Genomic DNA, 15,834 nt, shown 5'->3' with positions numbered 1-15,834 from the left:
CTCAACCGGATCGACCGACGGATCAGTCGTATCCGAGACCCAATGGCGGATAGATCCGGAGCTCCTCGGCAGTGATGACGACCCGGTGGTCCCAGATCCGTGTACTCAGATACACCGGCCAGTCGGCGCTCCACCGGAGGTCCAACGTATCCGCGTGGACCCAGTCGACGAGCTGCGTCGGTCTCTCTGACACATCGACACCGACGGCATCGAAGGCACGTACTATCCCCTCGACCGTTTCCTCGTCGACGCCGATCGAGTAGGCCGCTAACCGATCCATCTCACGCTCGTTGAGTCGTTGGAGGCCGGCCATGCTCGTGACGTTCCGTCGTGTTCATCTATCTCGTTTGGAATTTGAGGACGAACTGGTGTATCGATCAATCGAGTGAACGATCGTCCGGCCTCCCCGGGCCATCGCCTACTCTATCGCGCCGACCCGCTCCGCGGCGTACCCGAACTGGTCGCGGTAGCCGTCCGCCGACAGCAACACCGGGTAGAAGGGTTCCTCGGCGCGGAGCGAGTCGCCGTCGGCGGTCGCGAACCGGTCGCCGGCCTCGACGCGCTCGAAGTTGTGCGCGAACACCTCGTACTCCTCGGCGTTCGGTTTCGGGATCCGGTCGCGAAGCCGGAAGACGGGCACGTCCTCGCGGCCGCCGGCGTCGATCACGTCGTCGGAGCCCGGCGCGGGCACTGCGCCGGTCCCCGCGAGGAACGCCCGCGTCACCCAGTAGGCGTTGTCGGCGGCCGCCTCGCTCCCCTGGAGGCCGGCCTCGACCTCGATGGTGTGCGGGTGCTCGATCAGTCTCCCCTCGGTGAAGGCGTCGGTCTGAACCACGGCGTCCACCGGGAGGTGCGGCGCGACCGCGCGGGCGACCTCGTCCATCGAGTCGACGACCGCGAACGGCTCGGCGTACGACTGCGTCGAGTGGATCGCGAGGGTCGTGCAGCCGACCAGCTCCGAGCGGAGCCGATGGGCGAGTCGCCCCTCGTGGACCTCGCTATCGGGATCACCCGGGAACGACCGGTTGAGGTCGGCCTCGAGGTAGCGAGTCTCCTCCGCGAGCGCCTCCTCGTTCGCGACGATCAGCTTGATCGCGCGCTCGACCGTCGGCTCCTCGGCGACGAGGCGCTCGACCGCCCGGACCCCGCAGGGCTCGTCGCCGTGGATCGCCGCGACGACCGCGACTTCCGCCGGGCCCTCGCCCAGCTCGTAGACGTCCATGACCGATCCAGACGGTCCGCGGGTAAGTCGCGTTCGGATCGGGATTCGTCCGTTTCGTCGGAATCGTTCCTTTCGGACGGTTCTCGTGTGAGACGGCCGTTACGTCTCGCTTGCGAATTGAGTGGGGAAAACCTGACAATTCGAGAGAATGTTCTGAACGCCGTGCAAGATGTAGGGCGCTTGTCGCTCATGTTGTCACCGTCGAAACTGCTGACGAGGAATCGCTAAGTACCGCGGTTGGTCGTATTCGTGATGGTTTCCTACTGGAGATCACTCTGAGTTCAGGAAGTGATTACGGTCGCGTTAACTTTGGCGTGAATTGTGGTAGACTGCGACGGCTTCAAGTCAATTTTGAGCTGTCTCTAGCGCGACATTGCTGAAACTATTTGCAAACGATGATGTTCGTCGTTCTATTTCCCAAAAAACACGTTCGATGGCATTCCGATTTCCATGTTGAATGATTTGAAATCGATAGCCGTCTTCAGCGAGGACAGATCCGAGATAGTCTGTCATCGACGAGAAATTCCACATTATCGAGCTGATAGCGCCGGTGTAGCTCGGTGAGAAACCATCGCGTCGTCTGTTTATTTGCGGTCGGATAGAGGCTCACGTGAAGGATCTCGTTCGTAAACGGATCAACCGCACCGTACAGCCAGAACTTCTGGCCGTGGAGGCGGATCATCTTTTCGTCACCCGCGAGTTGATCCGCAGACACGGTCGAGATCGGCTGTAGATCGGCTTTATGAACCCAGTTATGGATAGCGACGTGACTCCGATCGATCCCGTATTCATCGAGAAATTTACTTACCTCACGTAGTGACATGACGGCCAAGTGACAGCGGATCCCTATTTCAATCGCCCATCGCGGAGTTCGATCTCGCTCCACAAACGACAAGTCGATCCACGCGATACGTTCGCTGAGGCGTTCGATTTCGGTCATAGACTCTCTGAAGTCGAACGCCTCATTCTCTAACTTTACGCGACCGTGATTACAACGCCAATTATTTTGTACCCGGATTCTATAGCCTGAATAGGACAAATGTCTGAGTCGCCACCGGCGGATAATGACCTCGGTGACTTGGGGCCGCCGGAGTATCTTCTGTATCGGGTGGCTGCGGAACGTCACGAGCAAGACGGCCGTGAGACAGGGCGGACCCGTATCCACAAACTTTGCTGTTTAACTGATCGGCTGTTAGCGCAGGAATACGGCCGGGAAGTCGGTCTGCCGAAGTATTGGTACAAGTACGGCCGTACCATCTCCGAAGCTCATCTGAATTCAGCGGTCACGTACAGACCCAACGCGAATCACTTCGGTGGACAAGCGTACTATCCGGCCAACCAAGTCAGCGAATCCGACTTCGACCACCTGGCGGAAGACCTCAAAGACGACATCTACAACGCGGTTCAGTCCGTGGTCACTGAACACGGCGACAAAACAGCTGAGGAACTGGAAGAGTACCAGTACCAGAACTTTGCGCCCGACGATTTCGTTATCGCATATGCTGATTTACGGTGGTACTTAAACACGGTTTCACAAGACGAAGATCAGCACAGGCTGAGCCAATTCGTCGCCCCCGATGAGAAGACCCGCATCGAAGAACTCTTGGATGAGATGCTAGCGAACTTCGACGAGGAGCGTTACTCGGAAATCCATAACATCTACCTTGATTGGGACGACACGGTGCGCCTATTGGTCGATATCGGGCGAAGCCCGAGAGAACTCCATGACTTCACAGAGGCCTTCATTGAGGGGACCGCACGAATCATTCTACGCTTCGAGGAGCACTCGAATATTGGTTCGGAGGCACTCGAAGACTGGCGTGAAGAGAAAGAAAAAGTGCGCAGAGATCTCCAGAGCCGGGTAGCCCAGAAGCGGAAGGGTGCCCTCTCAGAAAGACAGTCCACCTCGGCTTTAGACAGCGTCGGTGATTCGTACAATACGGCTATCTCTGAGGAGTTAGACGACCTATAGAATGGCGGACAACGCCTTTCTTGACAAGGGAGTCATCCTCGGTTTCTGTTTCTTTACTGACCCCCATCACAGAGAATGTAGGAGATACTTGTTTAGTGGCGAAACAGAGTATTTCGCTACGGAACAGGTTGAGAATATCTTCCGAAATGCGAAGGACTCAATTATCGAGGAGCACCGGAGCGGGATTCTCCGGAACATCCAACAGGTGAAAGTCAATTACGAGGGGGAACTAAGTGAGAATGATATCGAGGAGATTCAGTCGGAGATAGACCGAGGTGAAAATTCGGCATGGAGGTATTTGGTGGATTTCTACGACGATAAAGCTGGAAGAGGTGTTTACGAGGTCACTGATGAATTGCGGGAGGTGATTCGTGAGATAGAACAGCGAGCCGAGGCGCGAAAGGAGACGCTCTACTCAACGTTCCAAGGCTGGCTGAGGATTAGTTCGCACGAATCGGTACAGGACGAATTAACTCAACTCCGGGCTCAAGACGAGGAAGATTTCTGGATTGTGATCGACGCCCACGATGTCGCCGCAAACGTACCGGGAGAAACAGAGCTAGCGACAACAAATCCAGCAGAATTCGCTGATGACCAAATCGAAGAGGAAGTTTTGGGAGCAACAGCCATCGATAGTATCCAATTAGTGTTTGTTTCGAGAGAATACTCGGCATCAGCACTCAGGAACAATTCCAGTGACGGCAGCGTCCCGACGGACGTATCTGGAGACGATGCCTGACCACTTCAAGCATCAAGTACATAACGCGTTCCCCAGTGAATTTCGGTGAGTGGAGCAAGCTAAGTGCACACCTGCTTATCGGCTGTTCCACAATTAGTTACATGGAACAGACAATAACCACCTGCGGACTACATCCTCTATATCTTGCACGAGTGTCTTGACAGCTATTCGATAGTTCGTAGTTTCCCCCGTTACATCGCTCACCTGTACTGAGCATCCGCGAACACCGTGGCGCGACGCGCCACTGGCAGCCGGCGCGAAGCGCTGGCGACGAAGTGACGGTTCACCGACGGAGCCGTCGGAGACGGCGGAGTCGGATTTTTCCCTCCAGGGTTTTCGAGGAGCGGTTCCCGAAGCGAACCCAGTGAGCGAGGGAATCCGACGAGAAAACGGTGGCTGTATTGACCGATTCGTGAGCCCTCCGTATTGATCGGCGCGGCCTACTCGTCGAGCGCGTCGACGACCGAAACGAAGGGAACGCCCGCGCGGTCGGCCGTGACCGCGTCGCTCTCGGAGTCGCCGACGAAGACGGCCCGCTCCGGCTCGCTCCCGAACGCGTCGACCGCCGCCAGCAACGACTCCGGCTCGGGTTTGTGCGTCTCGACGGTGTCGCGGCCGACCACGGCGTCGATCGCCTCCCCGAGCCCGTGGGTCTCGAGGGCGATCCGACAGGCGTCCTCGCAGTTGAGCGAACAGACCGCCGCGGGGCGGTCGTCGCCGCCGGCGGCGAGCCGTTCGCCGAGCGGCAGGAGGATCGACTCGCTCGCGCCTGTCCGCTCGTGTCCGGCGATCGTCTCCTCGACGGCGGTCTCGATACCGTAGTCGGCGGCGGCGTCGAGCAGCGACCAGAGGTCGCCCGTCGGCGCGATCAGCGCGCGTTCGGCGTACGCGGCGACGACGTCGTCGGCGACGGCGTCCCAGTCGACCGCGAGTTCGAGGAGGGTACCGTCGAGGTCGTACACGATCGCGTCGGCCGCGTCGAGGGCGGTGGTCATCGTGTGTCGAAGACGCCCCGAGCGATGACTTCCTTTTGGATCTCCGTCGTCCCCTCGTAGATCTCCGTGACCTTCGCGTCGCGGTAGAACCGCTCGACGTCGAACTCGGTCGTGTACCCGTAGCCGCCGTGGATCTGGATCGCCTCGTTCGCGGTCGACATCGCGGCCTCGCTCGCCCGATACTTCGCCTGCGCGGCGGCGACGCGGGCGTCCTCGCCCGCCTCCGCCTTCCGGGCCGCCTCGCGAACGAGGAGCCGCGAGGCGGCGACGTCCGTCGACATCTCCGCCACCTCGTGACGGATCGTTCCGATCTCGGAGAGCGGCTCGCCGAACTGCTCCCGCTCGCTCGCGTACGCCGTCGCCGCCTCGAGGGCGGCCCGCGCGACCCCCACGGCCTGTGCCGCGATGCCGATCCGGCCGCCCGTCAGGGTCCCGAGCGCGGCCGAGAGCCCTCGTCCCTCCTCGGTCAGTCGGTTCGCCGCCGGGATCCGGCAGCCGTCGAAGGTGATCGGCGTCGTGTCGGAGGCACGCAGGCCGAGCTTCTCCTCCTTCGGGCCGACCGCGACCCCCTCCGCGTCCATGGGAACGAGGAACTGGGTGATCGAGCCGGGGTCGTCGGGGGCGGCGTCCTCCCCGCCGTCGTCGCCGTCGACGACCTTCGCGAAGACGACGGCGACGCCCGCCCGCGAGCCGTTGGTTATCCACTGCTTCTCGCCGTTCAGGGCGTACTCGTCCGCGTCCGGGTCGTACTCGGCGGTCGTCGACATGGCGGCCGGATTCGACCCGGCGTGCGGCTCGGAGAGACAGAACGCCCCGACCGGGCGCCCCTCGGCCATCTCGGGGAGCCATCGTTCTCGATGGAGTTCCGCCGCGAACTCGGCGAGACAGGAGGTCACCAGACAGTGGACGGAGAGGGCGGTCGCGACCGCGAGAGACCCGTGGGCCAGCTCCTCGTTGACGACCGCGTACGTCGTCGCGTCCGCGTCGAACCCGCCGTACGCCTCGGGGACCGTGAGCCTGGTCAGTCCGAGCTCGGCGAGCTCGTCCCACACGTCCTCGGGGAACGACCCCGCCGCGTCGGCCTCCCGTGCGACGGGGCGGACCTCCTCGCGGGCGAACTCCCGGACGAGGTCGCGGACCGCCGCCTGTTCCTCGGTCAGCGCCGACCCGACGCGCGCGCCAGTCATGTTCCGGAGTTCGACCCCGGCCGGCAAAAGTGCGCGGGCGGACGGGCGTGGGGCGAGCGAGGCGGGACCCCCGACTCACTCCCAGAGCCGGTACAGCTCGTCGCGCGGCGGCTCGCGGATCGACTCGCCGTCGAGTCGGAGCGTGCCGGCCGGATCCCCGCCCGATCCCGTTCCCGGATCGCGCACCGACCCGATCTCGGCGGCGACGATACCGGCCGCCTCGAGCGCCTCGAGCGCTCCGTCGACCCGCTCGGGGGGGACCGCCACGAGCAGCGCGCCCGAGCCGAACGCGCGGAGCGGGTCGATCCCGAGCGCGTCACAGCAGGCCAACGTCTCCGGCCGGACCGGCACCCGGTCGCGATCCACCTCCACGACGCTCCCGCCGGCCGCGGCGAGCTCGACGAGCGCGCCGGCGACCCCGCCCTCGGTCGGGTCGTGGGCCGCGGTCGCGAACTCCCGAACTGCGGCGGCGTCGGGGACGACGCTCACGTCCGCGAGGAACCCCGCAGCCGACTCGAGCGTCGCCTCCGAAACGCCCGCGGCCGCACACTCCTCCCGGAAGTCGGTCGCGAGGATCGCGGTCGCCTCGATGCCCGCGCCCTTCGTGAGCAGCAGCCGGTCGCCGGGTGTCGCTCCCCCCGTGGAGAGGAAGCGGTCGGTCGTCCCGAGCGCCGTCATCGAGAGCAGCGGGCGGTCCAGCGCGGGCACCGTCTCGGTGTGGCCCCCGACGACCGCCGCGTCGAGGTCCGTCGCCGTCTCGTCGACCTGGGTCGCGATCGTCCGCAGGCGTTCGGGATCGGCGTCGGGGACGAGGACGGTGTTCGTCAGCCACCGGGGGTCCGCGCCGCTCGCGGCGACGTCGTTGCAGGCGACGTGGACCGCGAGCCGTCCGACCGCCTCGGTCGCGAGCGACAGCGGGTCCGTGGCGACGACGAGCGTCCGGTCGCCGAGGTCGATCGCGGCCGCGTCCTCGCCGTGGGCGGGTCCCACCGAGACCGCCGGGTCAGTCGCGCCGGTCGCCGCGAGGAGATCCGTGAGCGCGTCCGGAGGGACCTTCCCCGTCATCGCTCCCGGAGCCACGCGACGACCTCGTCGGGGTCGGCGTCGAGCCCGCCGCCCTGCGCGAACGTCGGCCCGCCACCGCCGCCGCCGCCGAACTCGTCGGTGGCCGCCTCGACGACCGCGCCGGCGTCCGCGTCGGCGTCGGGCGCGACCGCGGCGACGACGAACGGCGCGCTCCCTCTTCCGACCGCCGCGAGCGCGTCGACGGCGGGGTCCGACTCGAGCAGTGCCGTCGCGGGCTCGCGGAGGTCGTTCGGGTCGGCGTCCGCGAGCGACCCGACCGCCCAGACCACCCCGTCGACCTCCCTCGTCGGAAACTCGGCGAGTCGGGCGTGGAGCAGGTCGGACCGCGCGTCCCGAAGCGCCGCGTCGAGCCGGTCGACCTCCCCGCGGAGCCGCCGGACCTCCTCGGGGAGGTCGCCGACGTTGGTGTCGGCGGCCGCGGCCGACTCCAGGGCGGCCGCGTGTATCGCGGCCCCGCGATCGACGGCGGTCGGGCCGACGGCGAACTCGACGCGGGTCACCCCCTCGCCGGGGTTCGACCGGTCGAGCGCCGTGATCTGACCGATCTCGGCCGTGTTCTCCACGTGAGTTCCCCCGCAGGCGGCCACGTCCCAGTCCTCGACGGTGACGACGCGGACCGACTCGCCGCCGCTCATCGCGCCCTCCTCGGTCTTGGTGTTGAACGCGATCCCGTCGCGGTCGCGCGCCTCCGCCTCGGGGAGCACCTCCCAGGAGACCGATCGGGAGTCCCACACCGCCCGGTTCGAGAGCCGCTCGAGCTCGACGAGGTCCGCGTCGTCGAGCGGCTCGGCGGTCGTGAGGTCGACGCGAACCTTCTCGGGGGAGATGTCGAAGCCGGCGTACCCGAGGTCCTCGCAGGTCCGACGGGCCGCGCCGTAGAGGACGTGTGAGGCGGTGTGTGCGCGGGCACAATAGGTCCGGAAGTCGTCGTCGACGACGCCCGTCACGGTGTCGCCCGGCTCCACGTCGCCCGCCGTTCCGGCGGCGGGGTCCTCCGCGAGGACGTGGACGACCTCGCCGTCGCGCTCGAACACGTCGTCGACGAGGACGCCCCCGAGGGTCCCACGGTCGGCCGGCTGGCCGCCCGACTCGGCGTAGAAGTACGTCTCCGCCAGCACGACCTCCCGGCCGTCGATCCGTTCGACCGTCGACTCGAACTCGCGGACCGCCGGCTCCGCCGGCGCGCGTGATGCCGTCATGGAGGGGACCTCGTCGCGGTCAGGTAAATAGGTGATCGGTGGCGACCGCTCACGACGCCGCGAGCAGCTTCAGCTTGAGCTCCCGCTCGTCGACCTCGTATTTGAAGGCCGGGGTGCCGTCGACGAACACGTACGGGACGCGCTTGCCGTACTCGTCGGCGAGTTCGGGGTCATCGTCGACGTCGACGAGCTCGAGGTCGACGTCGACCGCCAGCCCCGACGCGACCCGTTCGATCGTCTCGCGGGCGACGACACACGGCGAGCAGTCCTCGCGGGTGTAGACCGTGACCGGAACGGGATCGGACCTCTCGGCGCTCATGATCGGAGGGAGGGTCGCGACCGTCCAGAGGGTTTCGGTCCCGTCCGCTCGATCGCTCACTCACCGTCGGGATCGACGAGGAACTCGACGTCGCCGGCGATGACCGCGCTGGCGACGACCGCGCTTCCGACGACGAGCGCGACGACCAGCGTGATCAGCGTGACTCGCATCGGGTCCCCGCCGACCGCGACGCCGACGAACGCGCCGACGGAGCCGCCGACCCCGCCCGCGAGCACCGCGAGCGTGTTGGCTTCGCCCATGCCGTGGGATCGGCCGATACGGCTTATAAGCGTTCGTGCCGGATTCTCCCGGCTGATAACATGAAACGGCTGACGTGTCTCGGCGGAGACCTCTCGACTTCGCTCGACCTCGCTTAGCCTCGTCCAACGTCGTCAGCGCGGGTACCGTCGGTCGAGGTCGAGCGCGTCGCCCTCGTCCGCGTCGCCGCTTCCGCCCGCGTCGTCCTCGTCCACGTCGCCCTCGCCCGTTCCGTTGTCGCCGTCGCCGCCGGGACTCACGCTGCCGGTCCGGTAGCCCGCCATGTCGAGGGTGACGTACTCGAAGCCGACGTCGGTGAGGTGCTCGTGGACCGCGTCGGCGAAGGCGGGATCGAGCGCGCGCTCCAGCTCGTCGGGGGCGATCTCCACCCGTGCGAGCCCGTCGTGGTCGCGCACGCGGAACCCCTCGAACCCCCACTCGCGGAGGATAGTCTCGGCCCGTTCGACCCGCGAGAGCCGTGCTTCCGTCACCTCGAGTCCGGTCGGGATCCGCGAGGAGAGACACGCCATCGACGGCTTGTCCGCGACCGACAGGCCGTACGCCTCGGCTATCTCACGGACCTCCGGCTTCGTGATCCCGGCGTCGAGAAGCGGCGAGGACACGTCGAGCTCCTCGACCGCGCGCAGGCCGGGGCGGTGGCCCTCGCCGGGGTCGTCGGCGTTCGTCCCGTCACAGACGGTCCCGATCCCGAGCTCGCGGGCCCGGTCGTACATCCGGCCGAGCCGCATCGTCCGGCAGTGGTAACACCGGTCGCCGTCGTTGGCGACGAAGTTCGGATCGTCGAGCTCCGAGAAGGTCACCGTGTCGTGGCGGATCCCGATCTCCCCGGCGACCCGTTTCGCGTCGTCGAGTTCGGCCGCCGGCAGGGTCTCGCTGCGGGCGGTACACGCGACCGCGTCCTCGCCGAGTGCGTCGTGTGCGAGCGCCGCCACCACCGAGGAATCGACGCCGCCGGAGAAGGCGACGAGAACCCCGTCACGGGCCGCGAGATCCTCGCGAGCGGCTCGCGCCTTCTCGGCCGTCTCGGGGTCCAGTCGGTCGGTTCCCGTCGCGATGGGGTCGTCGATCCCGACCGTGGGAGCGTCCTGGTCCATGGTCGCGGTTCGTCGTCGTCGCGAAAAAGGTCGTCGGCGTCGGCCGGGGGCGACGGCGTCTCCGCCGTGACGGCCTCGGACCGCCGACACCCGCATCCTTTTGCGGGTTGCCGCGATATGAGGGGTGAATGGAGTTGGAGGCGATCCCCGGCGTGGGAGAGAAGACGGCCCGGGCGCTCCGCGAGCTCGACGACCCGGCGGCGACCGTCGAGTCCGGCGACGTGGCGGCGATCGCCCGCGCGCCGGGGGTGAACGAGGCGCGGGCGGCCCGCGTCGCCCGCGGCGCGATCCGCCGACGCCACGACGACGCGAGCCGCGTGCTGGCGACCGACCGGGCACGGGAGGTGTACCGTGGCGCGCTCGGCCTGCTGAAGGAGCGCACGGTGACCGACTACGCCGAGAAGCGTCTCGAGACGTTCTACCCGAGCGCGTCCGCCTCGCGGATCGCGGAGGCGCAGGCGTTCGCCGCCGAGGCGACGAAGCACGACCCCGATCCGGCGGTTTTGGACGCGCTCGAGGGGGTCGAGCCGCTCGAGGACCCGCCGACCGTCAGGGTGCGCGACCGCTGTCTGGCGACCGCCGACGCCGAGGAGTACGCCCGCGCCGAGGCCCGTGTGCCCGAGCTGTCGGTCGAGACCGTGGAGGACACTCGGGACATCGCGGAACTCGCGCGGTCGTACGCGAGCGTGATCGTCCTCGACGAGGAGTTCGCGGGGATGGACGTGGAGGGCGACGTCCACGTGCGGCCGGACGCGCTCTCGACGCCCGCCGAGACGGTCCCGGAGCGCCTGCTCGCGTTCTTCGCCGAGAACCGCGAGCGGCTGGAGGCGGCCGCGGCGGTCCACGAGACGGTGGGTGCGGCCGACCGGACGGGAGACGCCGACGGCGACGCCGCCCCCGAGCCCGCGGCCGACCTCGACGCGCTCCGGGACGCGCTCTCGCGGCTCGACGAGGACGGAACGATCGTCGGCGACGCGGAGCTCGAGCGGCTGACCGCCGCCGTCGACGACCTCGACACGGCGGTCTCGACGGCCGAGTCCGTCGCCGACGACCACCTCCGCGAGGCGATCCGCGAGCGCGACGTCACCATCGAGGGGACGGACTTCCTCTCGCTCGTCGAGCAGGGCGCTCGCGTCGACTCGCTTCTCGACCGCGAGCTCGCGGACGAGTACGACACCGCGATGGGGCGCGCCCGCGAGCACCTCGTCGACGCGCTCGAGCTCGCGCCCGAGGAGGTCGACCTCGCCGAGCGCGTCTTCGACGACGACCCCTCGTTTCCGGTCGAACGCGACGAGTCGACCGTCTCGCGGCTGCGGACCGAGCTGGCCGCCGGCCGGGACCGGCGGGCCGCCCGGTTGAAAGCGGAGCTCGCGGCGGACCTGGGCGAGCTCCACGGGCCCGTCGAGGAGCTCGTGCGGGACGCCCTGGAACTCGACGTGGAGCTCGCGATCGCCCGGTTCGCCCGCGACTTCGACTGCGTCATTCCCGAGGTCCGCGATCCGGACGGGAGGGACGAAGGCGACGCTGGCGACGAGGGCGTGGGTGGCGCGGACGACGGAAGCTCGGGCGGCTTCCGGATCGAGGGCGGCCGCTCGCCGCTTCTCGACGTGGACTTCGCCGACGTCGAGCCGGTCGACTACGCGGTCGACGGGGTGCGACTGCTCTCTGGCGTGAACTCCGGCGGGAAGACCTCCACTCTCGATCTGGTCGCGCTCGTGGTCGTCCTCGCACAGATGGGGATGCCCGTCCCGGCCGAGGAGGCGGCACTCGACCGCTTCGAGGAGGTCCACTACTACGCCAAATCCCAGGGCACCCTCGACGCGGGGGCGTTCGAGGCGACGCTGCGGGACTTCGGCGACCTCGTCGAAGGCGCGGACGGGCGGCTCGTCCTCGTCGACGAGCTGGAGTCGATCACGGAGCCTGGGGCGTCCGCGAAGATCATCGCGGGTATCCTGGAGGCGCTCGACGACCAGGACGCGGTCGCCGTCTTCGTCTCGCATCTGGCCCGCGAGATCCGCGAGGCCGCCGACTACGACGTGGCCGTCGACGGGATAGAGGCGGTCGGGCTCGTCGACGGCGAGCTCCGCGTGAACCGCTCGCCGCGGGAGGGACACCTCGCACGGTCGACCCCGGAGCTCATCGTCGAGAAGCTGGCCGACGACCGCGGCGGCGACTTCTACGGGGACCTGTTGGAGAAGTTCTGAGCGCGGTCACCCGTCTCCGCCGCACTCCGCCCCGTCCCCCGATCGAATCCGCGTCACTCGTCGCCGTCGAGCTCCGCGTCGACCGTGATCTCGACGTCGAGCGGCGCGGGAAGCCGCGACACCTCGACGCAGGTCCGGGCGGGATACGGCTCGGAGAGGTACGACCGGTACGCCTCGTTCACCTCGTCGTAGTCGTCCATGTCCGTGAGGTAGACGGTGGACCGGAATATCGCGTCCGCATCGGTGCCGGCCGCCTTCAGGATCCGCTCGACGTTCGCGAGCGTCTGCGTCGTCTGTGCGCCGACCGAGTCCGGAGCCTCGCCGGTCTCGGGGTCGACGCCGGTCTTGCCCGAGACGTGAACCGTGCCGTCCGACACGATCGCCTGCGAGTACGGGCCCAGCGCGTCCGGAACGTCGTCGCTCGTGATCTCTTTCATCGTCGGGAGCGACGACGGCACGGCATATCAAGCTGCGGATCGGCGGAGGACCTGGGGATCGACCCGGCCGGGCCGTGATCCGGCCGAGCCGCGACCCCGACCAGCGTTTGACCGACCGAATCAGTCGTCGTCGGCCGCCTTCGCGGGCTTCCGCCGGTCGCTTCGGGGACCCTCGATGTCGATGGCGGGGAGGAGGTCGCGCAGGTACCGACCCGTGTGGGAGTCGTCGTCGCGGGCGACCGCCTCCGGCGTCCCGCTGGCGACGAGTTCGCCGCCGCCCTCGCCGCCCTCTGGGCCGAGGTCGATCACGCGGTCCGCGTTCTTCACGAGATCGAGCTCGTGTTCGATGACGACCACCGTGTTGCCGGCGTCGACGAGACGGTGGAGCACCTCGATCAGCTTCCGTTCGTCCTCCTTGTGGAGGCCGGTCGTCGGCTCGTCGAGCAGGTAGAGGGTGTCGCCCGTGGCCTTCTTGCCCAGCTCCTCGGCGAGCTTCACGCGCTGGGCCTCGCCGCCGGAGAGGGTGGTGGAGGGTTGCCCGAGCTCCATGTAGCCGAGCCCCACGTCCTTCAGGAGCTTCAGGCGACGTTGGAGCCCTCCGTGGCTCTCGAAGAAGTCGTACGCCTCCGCGACGCTCATCCCGAGCACGTCGGCGATCGTCGCGCCCTTGTACGTCACCTCCAGCGTCTCGTCGTTGTAGCGCGCCCCGCCACACTGCTCGCAGGGGACGTGGACGTCCGAGAGGAAGTTCATCTCGATCTTCACGGTGCCCTGTCCGCCGCACTCCTCACAGCGACCGCCCTTCACGTTGAAGGAGAACCGTCCCTTCTCGTAGCCCCGGCGCTTCGCGAGCTTGGTCTCCGCGAACAGCTCGCGGACGTGATCGAACACGTCCGTGTACGTCGCGGGGTTCGACCGCGGCGTCCGGCCGATCGGCGACTGGTCGATGAGCCGCACGGTCTCGATCCCCTCCATCCCCTCGATCGCGTCGTGTTCGCCGGGGTCGACGCTCGTGTTGTCGTTCATCTCCCGGGCGAGTCCCTTGTAGAGGACGTCGTTGATCAGGGTCGACTTCCCCGAGCCGGAGACGCCGGTGACGGTCGTGAGCGTGCCGAGTTCGATGGGCACGTCGAGGTCCTTCAGGTTGTGCTGGCGTGCGCCCCGCACGACCAGTTCCCCCTCCGGCTCGCGGCGCTCCTCGGGCACCGGGATCTCCTTGCGGCCCGCGAGGTAGTCCGCGGTGACGGAGTCGTCGGCCGCGACGATGTCGTCGAAGTCGCCCTGTGCGACCACCTCGCCGCCGCGCTTTCCGGGACCCGGGCCCATGTCGACGATCTCGTCGGCCCGCCGCATCGTCTCCTCGTCGTGTTCGACGACGATCAGGGTGTTCCCCAGGTCGCGAAGCCCCTCGAGCGTGTTCAACAGCCGGTCGTTGTCGCGCTGGTGGAGCCCGATGGAGGGTTCGTCGAGCACGTACAGCACCCCGACGAGCCCGGAGCCGACCTGCGTCGCCAGCCGGATGCGCTGGCTCTCGCCGCCGGAGAGGGTCGAGGCCTCCCGGTCGAGCGTGATGTACTCCAACCCGACCTCCTCCATGAAGCCGAGCCGGGCGCGGATCTCCTTGAGGATCTCCGTCGCGATCTTCGTGTCTCGCTCGCCGAGGTCGTCCTCCATCCCCTCGAAGTGCTCGCGGGCCTCGGCGATCGACAGCCGGTTGACCTCGGTGATCGGCGTCCCGGCGACGCGGACGTGGCGCGACTGCTCCTTGAGCCGGGTGCCCTCACACTCCGGGCAGGTCGTCACGGCCATGTACTCCTCGATGTGGTCGCGGGCCCGCTCGGAGTCGGTCTCGACGTGGCGACGCTCGAGGTTCGGGATGACGCCCTCGAAGCGCTCGGTCTTCTCGCGGGTGCCGTTCTTCGTGGTCCACTCGAAGTGGACGACGTCGTCGGTGCCGTGGAGGAACTGCCGCCGGATCGACTCGTCGAGCTCCCCGAAGGGCGTCTCGAGGTCGACGCCGAAGTGCTCCGCGACGTTGTCGATCTGCCTGGAGTAGTACGTCCGGTTGTAGCTCCACGGCTCGAAGACGTGTTTCAGGGGTTTTCCGGGATCGACGACGACGAGGTCCTCGTCGACCTCCTTCGTCGACCCGATCCCCTCGCACTCGGGACACGCGCCGTACGGGCTGTTGAAGGAGAACGAGCGCGTCTCGATCGCCGAGAACTGGAAGTCGGAGTTCGGGTTCCCCAACTCCTCGGAGAACTCGACGACGAGCCGGTCGTCACCCTCCGAATCCGCCGCCAGCGACCCGGTCGATCGGGCGTTCGAGGCGAACGGCGTGTCCGCGGGCGGGTCCGGAACGATGAGCTTGAGCGCGCCGCCGGCCTCCTCTAAGGCGGTCTCGACGGAGTCCGTGATCCGCGAGCGGGCGTCGTGGCTCACCCGAACCCGGTCGACGATCACGTCGATCGTGTGGTCGTAGTTCTGGTCGAGATCCGGCTCGTCGAGCGTCAGGTCCATCGGCTCGCCGTCGACCTCGACGCGGGCGTACCCCTCCGACACCAGGTCCTCGAAGAGGTCCTCGAAGGCGCCCTTCTGGTCGCGCACGACCGGCGCGGCGACCTTCGCGCGGGTGCCCTCCGGCAACTCGAGGATCTGCGTCACCATGTCCTGGGCGGACTGCTCGCCGACCTCCTCGCCGGTGATCGGGTCGTGTTGGACGCCGATCCGGGCGTACAGGAGCCGGAGGTAGTCGTGGAGTTCCGTGACCGTACCCACCGTCGACCGGGGGTTGTTGGCGGCGTTCTTCTGGTCGATGGAGATCGCGGGCGAGAGCCCCTCGACCGCCTCGACCTGCGGTTTGTCCATCTGTCCGAGGAAGTTGCGGGCGTACGCCGACAGCGATTCGATGTATCGGCGCTGGCCCTCGGCGTAGATCGTGTCGAACGCGAGCGACGACTTGCCCGACCCCGAGAGGCCGGTGACGACCGTGAACTCCTCGCGCGGGACCCGGACGTCGAGGTCCTTGAGGTTGTGCTCCTCCGCGCCGCGGACCTCGATGTAGTCCTTGCTCATTCTGCTTGACGCGTAACGCCCGCGCG

General features: G+C 67.3%; 14 protein-coding genes and 1 pseudogene. 3 read left to right on the top strand and 12 right to left on the bottom strand.

Annotated elements, in window-relative coordinates:
• Positions 1-22: 22 nt before the first annotated feature.
• The 3 genes and pseudogenes from EAO78_RS13090 to EAO78_RS13080 form a co-directional block, all read right to left on the bottom strand.
• Positions 23-313, bottom strand: coding sequence for a hypothetical protein (locus EAO78_RS13090; RefSeq protein ID WP_122106289.1), 291 nt, complete (start codon positions 311-313; stop codon positions 23-25).
• Between the two features lie 105 nt (positions 314-418).
• On the bottom strand, positions 419-1,222 hold the full coding sequence (locus EAO78_RS13085) for a M14 family metallopeptidase (RefSeq protein ID WP_122106288.1): 804 nt from the start codon (positions 1,220-1,222) through the stop codon (positions 419-421).
• A gap of 345 nt (positions 1,223-1,567) precedes the next feature.
• A pseudogene (locus tag EAO78_RS13080) lies at positions 1,568-2,162 on the bottom strand (IS6 family transposase).
• Between the two features lie 99 nt (positions 2,163-2,261).
• Here EAO78_RS13080 and EAO78_RS13075 point away from each other — a divergent pair.
• On the top strand, positions 2,262-3,194 hold the full coding sequence (locus tag EAO78_RS13075; RefSeq protein ID WP_122106287.1) for a hypothetical protein: 933 nt from the start codon (positions 2,262-2,264) through the stop codon (positions 3,192-3,194).
• A 1-nt stretch (position 3,195) separates the two neighbouring features.
• Positions 3,196-3,933: a hypothetical protein gene (locus tag EAO78_RS13070; RefSeq protein ID WP_122106286.1), complete on the top strand. Its 738-nt coding sequence runs from the start codon at positions 3,196-3,198 to the stop codon at positions 3,931-3,933.
• A 440-nt stretch (positions 3,934-4,373) separates the two neighbouring features.
• Here EAO78_RS13070 and EAO78_RS13065 read toward each other — a convergent pair whose 3' ends face one another.
• From EAO78_RS13065 to larE, 7 genes are all read right to left on the bottom strand, one after another.
• Positions 4,374-4,928, bottom strand: a complete 555-nt coding sequence (locus tag EAO78_RS13065; RefSeq protein WP_122106285.1) for an HAD family hydrolase — start codon at positions 4,926-4,928, stop codon at positions 4,374-4,376.
• Positions 4,925-6,115, bottom strand: coding sequence for an acyl-CoA dehydrogenase family protein (locus tag EAO78_RS13060; protein ID WP_122106284.1), 1,191 nt, complete (start codon positions 6,113-6,115; stop codon positions 4,925-4,927). The genes EAO78_RS13065 and EAO78_RS13060 overlap by 4 nt, the downstream gene beginning before the upstream one ends.
• A gap of 75 nt (positions 6,116-6,190) precedes the next feature.
• Positions 6,191-7,180: an AIR synthase family protein gene (locus tag EAO78_RS13055; protein WP_122106283.1), complete on the bottom strand. Its 990-nt coding sequence runs from the start codon at positions 7,178-7,180 to the stop codon at positions 6,191-6,193.
• Entirely contained in the window at positions 7,177-8,400 is a 1,224-nt protein-coding gene (locus EAO78_RS13050; protein ID WP_122106282.1) for an alanyl-tRNA editing protein, read from the bottom strand. Before EAO78_RS13050 ends, EAO78_RS13055 begins: the two co-directional genes overlap by 4 nt.
• A 49-nt stretch (positions 8,401-8,449) precedes the next feature.
• Entirely contained in the window at positions 8,450-8,719 is a 270-nt protein-coding gene (locus tag EAO78_RS13045; RefSeq protein WP_203227891.1) for a glutaredoxin family protein, read from the bottom strand.
• A 56-nt stretch (positions 8,720-8,775) separates the two neighbouring features.
• A complete protein-coding gene (locus tag EAO78_RS13040) occupies positions 8,776-8,979 on the bottom strand; it encodes a hypothetical protein (RefSeq protein WP_122106281.1) in 204 nt (67 codons plus the stop codon).
• A gap of 132 nt (positions 8,980-9,111) precedes the next feature.
• A complete protein-coding gene (larE, locus tag EAO78_RS13035) occupies positions 9,112-10,092 on the bottom strand; it encodes an ATP-dependent sacrificial sulfur transferase LarE (RefSeq protein ID WP_122106280.1) in 981 nt (326 codons plus the stop codon).
• 128 nt (positions 10,093-10,220) lie between these two features.
• Between larE and EAO78_RS13030 the strand changes: the two genes are divergently transcribed.
• Positions 10,221-12,296, top strand: a complete 2,076-nt coding sequence (locus EAO78_RS13030; protein WP_122106279.1) for a MutS-related protein — start codon at positions 10,221-10,223, stop codon at positions 12,294-12,296.
• Positions 12,297-12,349: 53 nt separating this feature from the next.
• On the opposite strand, the gene EAO78_RS13025 is transcribed toward EAO78_RS13030, so the two are convergent.
• Entirely contained in the window at positions 12,350-12,733 is a 384-nt protein-coding gene (locus tag EAO78_RS13025; protein WP_122106278.1) for a RidA family protein, read from the bottom strand.
• A 120-nt stretch (positions 12,734-12,853) separates the two neighbouring features.
• Positions 12,854-15,808, bottom strand: coding sequence for an excinuclease ABC subunit UvrA (gene uvrA, locus EAO78_RS13020; protein ID WP_122106277.1), 2,955 nt, complete (start codon positions 15,806-15,808; stop codon positions 12,854-12,856).
• Between the last annotated feature and the right edge of the window lie 26 nt (positions 15,809-15,834).

Source organism: Halobellus captivus, from assembly GCF_003697845.1.
GTDB lineage: Archaea > Halobacteriota > Halobacteria > Halobacteriales > Haloferacaceae > Halorubrum > Halorubrum glutamatedens.
The sequence above is the reverse complement of the archived record's forward strand: the minus strand, read 5'-3'. Positions and strand labels throughout refer to the sequence as shown.

Coding starts and splice junctions, on each gene's coding strand:
- EAO78_RS13090 (WP_122106289.1), bottom strand. CDS start 313: ATGGCCGGCCTCCAACGACTCAACGAGCGTGAGATGGATCGGTTAGCG.
- EAO78_RS13085 (WP_122106288.1), bottom strand. CDS start 1,222: ATGGACGTCTACGAGCTGGGCGAGGGCCCGGCGGAAGTCGCGGTCGTC.
- EAO78_RS13075 (WP_122106287.1), top strand. CDS start 2,262: ATGTCTGAGTCGCCACCGGCGGATAATGACCTCGGTGACTTGGGGCCG.
- EAO78_RS13070 (WP_122106286.1), top strand. CDS start 3,196: ATGGCGGACAACGCCTTTCTTGACAAGGGAGTCATCCTCGGTTTCTGT.
- EAO78_RS13065 (WP_122106285.1), bottom strand. CDS start 4,928: ATGACCACCGCCCTCGACGCGGCCGACGCGATCGTGTACGACCTCGAC.
- EAO78_RS13060 (WP_122106284.1), bottom strand. CDS start 6,115: ATGACTGGCGCGCGCGTCGGGTCGGCGCTGACCGAGGAACAGGCGGCG.
- EAO78_RS13055 (WP_122106283.1), bottom strand. CDS start 7,180: ATGACGGGGAAGGTCCCTCCGGACGCGCTCACGGATCTCCTCGCGGCG.
- EAO78_RS13050 (WP_122106282.1), bottom strand. CDS start 8,400: ATGACGGCATCACGCGCGCCGGCGGAGCCGGCGGTCCGCGAGTTCGAG.
- EAO78_RS13045 (WP_203227891.1), bottom strand. CDS start 8,719: ATGAGCGCCGAGAGGTCCGATCCCGTTCCGGTCACGGTCTACACCCGC.
- EAO78_RS13040 (WP_122106281.1), bottom strand. CDS start 8,979: ATGGGCGAAGCCAACACGCTCGCGGTGCTCGCGGGCGGGGTCGGCGGC.
- larE (WP_122106280.1), bottom strand. CDS start 10,092: ATGGACCAGGACGCTCCCACGGTCGGGATCGACGACCCCATCGCGACG.
- EAO78_RS13030 (WP_122106279.1), top strand. CDS start 10,221: ATGGAGTTGGAGGCGATCCCCGGCGTGGGAGAGAAGACGGCCCGGGCG.
- EAO78_RS13025 (WP_122106278.1), bottom strand. CDS start 12,733: ATGAAAGAGATCACGAGCGACGACGTTCCGGACGCGCTGGGCCCGTAC.
- uvrA (WP_122106277.1), bottom strand. CDS start 15,808: ATGAGCAAGGACTACATCGAGGTCCGCGGCGCGGAGGAGCACAACCTC.